2 pseudogenes are annotated in these 4,701 nt (G+C 76.0%); both read left to right on the top strand.

Annotated features, from left to right (window positions below):
- Positions 1 to 4 precede the first annotated feature (4 nt).
- Positions 5 to 2,317: pseudogene (locus HHX33_RS36930) on the top strand (SDR family NAD(P)-dependent oxidoreductase); the annotation flags it as partial.
- Positions 2,318 to 2,719: 402 nt separating this feature from the next.
- A pseudogene (locus HHX33_RS36935) lies at positions 2,720 to 4,701 on the top strand (type I polyketide synthase); the annotation flags it as partial.

The following is a 4,701-nucleotide window of genomic DNA, read 5'->3' on the forward strand; positions in this document are numbered from 1 at the left end:
GGCGATGCGGGCGGACGTCAAGGTGCTCCCGGTGGACTACGCCTCCCACTCGGCACACGTGGAGGCCATCCGCGACGAACTCGCCGAGGTCCTCGCCCCCGTCACCCCCCACACCACCGACGTGCCGATCTTCTCGACGGTGACCGGTGACTTCGCCGACGGCGCCTCGCTGGACGCGGAGTACTGGTACCAGAACCTGCGCCGGACGGTCCGCTTCCAGGACGCCGCCCGGATGTTCGACGACCACGTGATGATCGAGTGCAGCCCCCACCCGGTGCTGACCCCGGCGGTCGACGTCACCTCGGTCGGCTCGCTGTCGCGCGGCAGCGGGGGCGGCGGCAGGTTCCTCCTGTCCGTGGCGGAGGCGCACGCGAACGGCGTGCCCGTCGACTGGCGGGGTCACCTGGCCGGCGCGGGCCCGCGGGTGGACCTGCCGGCCTACGCCTTCCAGCGCCGGCGCTACTGGGTCGGCGGCGGCCGGGCCGGAGCCGCCGACGCGGCCGATCTGGGCCTGTCGGCGGCCGGGCACCCGCTGCTGGGCGCCGAGGTCGAGCTGCCCGAGCCGGGCGGGTTCCTCTACACCTCAAGACTCTCCCTCGCCACACAGCCCTGGCTGGCCGACCACGCCGTGCAGGGGATCGTCACGGTGCCGGCGACGGCGTTCCTGGAGCTGGCGCTCCACCTGGGCGGCCGCCTCGGACGTGACCTGGTCGAGGAGCTGGTCGTGCAGACCCCGCTCACGCTGCCGGCCGACGGCGGGGCCGTACGGCTGCGGGTGGCGGTCACCCCTCCCGACGACGCGGGACGGCACACGATCACGGTCTACTCCAGGGACGAGCGGGCGCTCGACGAGGCCGGATGGACGGCGCACGTCACCGGGGTCCTCGCCACCGGCGCCCCGCCCGGCACGCAGCTCGGTACGGGGCTCACGGAATGGCCGCCGGCCTCCGGCGGGACCGGCGCCGCCGACGTCTACGCGCGGCTGGCCGCGCAGGGGTACGACTACGGCCCGGCCCTGCGGGGCCTGCGCCGGACCTGGCGGCGAGGGGAGGAGATCTTCGCGGAGGCCGCCCTGCCGGACGGCGTTCCGGGCGACGGCTTCGGCGTGCACCCCGCCCTGCTCGACGCCGCGCTGCACGGCATCGTCGTCGACACCCTGGAGCTGCCGTTCTCGTGGCGGAACATCGCCCTCCACCGCACCGGGGTCACGACGCTCCGCGCCCGCCTGGCGCCCGCGGGCCCACGGTCGTCGGTCGGTGCGGGACTGTCGGTCGAGTTCGCCGACGGCGAGGGCAGGCCGGTGCTGACCGCCGGCTCTCTCGTCTCCCGGCCCGCGACCGCGGGGCTCTACGGCCGTCCGGCCGCCCGGCCGTACGCGATCCGGCCCGCGACCGTCACCCCTCCCGAGGATCGCCCGGCCGTGACGACGGCCGTCGTCCACAGTGCGATCGAGCTCGGCGAGCCGGAGCCGGCGGCCGACGTCGTGCTGCTGCTCGCGGCCCCGGCCGAACGGGTCCTGGAGGTGGCGCAGGCCTGGCTGGCCGGCGAGCGTCCTCCGTCGTCACGCCTGATGGTCGTCACGCGGAACGCCGGGACGGACCTCGGCCAGGCCGAGGTGCGGGGACTGATGCGGTCGGCCATCACCGAGCATCCGGACCGCTTCGTCCTGGTGGACACCGACGACCCGGACGCGATCGCCGGCCGGGCCGCCGAGATCCTCGCCACCGGCGAACCCGAGGTGTGGGTGCGCGACGGGGTGTTCGAGGCGCCGCGCCTGCGCCTCACCGAACCCGAGCCCGGGCCCGGGCCCGGGCCCGGGCAGGGCGATCCCCCGTGGAGCGACCGGGATCGCGTGCTGATCACCGGGGGCACCGGGACGGTCGGCGCGGCCCTGGCCCGCCACCTGGTGCGCGTCCACGGCGTACGCCGCCTGGTGCTGGTCAGCCGCGGCGGCCCGGGCGCGCCGGGCGCCGCCGGGCTCCGCGACGAGCTGGCGGACGAGCTGGGCGCCGAGGTCGCGGTCGTGGCCTGCGACGTCACCGATCGCGACGCCCTGGCCGCGGTCCTGGAGGACCACCCGGTCACGGCGGTCGTGCACGCCGCGGCCGTGCTCGACGACGGGGTGGTCCAGGCGCTGACGGCCGAGCGGCTGGAGACCGTGCGCGCGGCCAAGGTGACCGCCGCGGTCCACCTGCACGAGCTCACCCGCGACCGGGACCTGACCGCGTTCGTCCTGTGCTCGTCGGTCGCCGGGGTGTTCGGCGCGCCGGGCCAGGGCAACTACGCGGCGGCCAACTGCGCCCTGGACGCGCTCGCCGCCGCCCGCCGCGCCGAGGGCCTGCCCGCGACGTCGCTCGCCTGGGGCCTGTGGTCGGAGGAGAGCGGCATGACCGGCCACCGGACCGGCACCGACCGGGCCAGGCAGGTCCGGCTCGGCATCGCCCCGATGTCCACCGAGGACGCGCTCGCCCTCTTCGACGCCGGCCTCGCCACGGGCGTGGGCACTCCCGTCGTCGCCCGGCTGGACCCCGCCGCGCTGCGTGCGCGGGCGGCGTCGGCCGAGGTGCCCGCGATGCTGCGCGCCCTCGTACGGACACCGGTGCGGCGGGAGGCCGGGGCGTCCGGCGGAGACGTCGCGGGGGCCACGGGGAACGACATGGGGAGCGACACGGCGAGCCGCGTCGCCGCCCTGCCCGTGGCCGAACGCCTCGACGCCGTGCTGCGCCTGGTCCGCGACCACGTCGCGGGCATCCTCGGGCACGATTCGGCCGCCGAGGTCGACGGCGACCGGGCCTTCAAGGAGATGGGCTTCGACTCGCTCACCGCCGTGGAGCTGCGCAACAGGCTGAACAGGCAGTTCGCGCTGCGGCTGCCGGCGACGCTCGTCTTCGACCGGCCGACGCCCCGGGCGGTCGCGGACGCCATCGCGGGGGCGCTCGCGGCCGGGTCGCCGGGCGGGCGCGCGGAGCCGGTCGGTCCGGTCACCGTCGCCGCCCGGTCCGACGAGCCCATCGCGGTCGTCGGCATGAGCTGCCGCTTTCCCGGCGGGGTCCGGTCACCCGAGGATCTGTGGCGGCTGGTCGCGTCCGGCGGCGACGCGATCACCGGCTTCCCCACCGACCGGGGATGGGATCTGGCGAACCTGTTCGACGACGATCCGGACCGGCCCGGCCGCAGCTACGTGCGCGAGGGCGGGTTCCTGACCGACGCGACCCGGTTCGACGCCGGGTTCTTCGGGATCTCCCCGCGCGAGGCCACCGCGATGGACCCGCAGCAGCGGCTGCTGCTGGAGGCCGCGTGGGAGGCCCTGGAGCGGGCCGGGATCAACCCGGACAGCGTCCGCGGCAGCCGGACCGGTGTGTTCGCCGGCGTGATGAACAGCACCTACGGCGCGCGGCAGCTCAACGCCCCGGAGGGGTCGGGCGAGTACGAGGGCTACCTGGCCAGCGGGTTCGCGGTCAGCGTCGCGTCCGGGCGGGTCGCCTACACCCTGGGCCTGGAGGGCCCGGCCCTGACCGTGGACACCGCGTGTTCGTCGTCGCTGGTGGCGCTGCACCTCGCGGCGCAGTCGCTGCGCCGGGGCGAGTGCACGCTCGCGCTGGCCGGCGGCGTGACCGTCATGTCCAGCCCGTTGCTCTTCGTGGAGTTCAGCCGCCAGCGTGGTCTCGCCCGGGACGGCCGGTGCAAGCCGTTCGCCGCCGCCGCCGACGGCACCTCCTGGGGCGAGGGGGCCGGCGTCCTCGTGCTGGAACGCCTGTCGGACGCGCGCCGGAACGGGCATCCCGTGCTGGCGCTGCTGAGGGGAAGCGCGGTGAACCAGGACGGCGCGTCCAACGGCCTGTCGTCGCCGAACGGGCCGTCGCAGCAGCGGGTGATCAATACCGCGCTCGCGGACGCCGGCCTGTCCGCCGCCGACGTCGACGCGGTCGAGGCGCACGGCACCGGGACGACCCTGGGCGACCCGATCGAGGCCCAGGCGTTGCTGGCGACGTACGGGCAGGGCCGCGAGCGGCCGCTGCTGCTGGGCTCGCTGAAGTCGAACATCGGCCACACGCAGGCCGCCAGCGGGGTCGGCGGCGTCATCAAGATGGTCGAGGCCATGCGCCACGGGGTGCTGCCCAAGACGCTGCACGTCGACGAGCCCACGCCGAACGTGGACTGGTCTCTGGGCGCGGTCGAGCTGCTCACCGGGCACACGGCCTGGCCGGATGCCGGCCGGCCACGCCGCGCGGGGGTGTCGGCGTTCGGGGTGAGCGGGACGAACGCACATGTCGTGCTGGAACAGGGGGAGACGAATGTCTGAGACCGACGGTGACCGCACGGCGCCGGCGATCGTGCCGTGGGTGGTCTCCGCACGGAGCGCCGCCGCGCTGGACGCCCAGACGGAACGGCTGAAGGAGTTCGTCGAGGCCGGCCCGGACCTCGCGCCGGCCGACGTCGGATACTCGCTGGCCACGACCCGGGCCACGCTGCCGTACCGCGCGGTGCTGCTCGGCGCCGGGCGGGCGGAACTGCTCTCCGGCGCGGACGTGGTGCGGGGCGGCGGGAGCGAGCCGCGGCGCGTCGCGCTGGTGTTCCCCGGTCAGGGGTCGCAGTGGGCGGGGATGGCGGTGGAGCTGGCGGAGTGGTCGCCGGTGTTCGCCGGGCGGTTGGCGGAGTGCGGGCGGGCGCTGGATCGCTTTGTGGACTGGTCGTTGCCGC

The sequence above is a fragment of the Microbispora sp. H10670 genome (assembly GCF_014161385.1).
Taxonomy (GTDB): domain Bacteria; phylum Actinomycetota; class Actinomycetes; order Streptosporangiales; family Streptosporangiaceae; genus Microbispora; species Microbispora triticiradicis.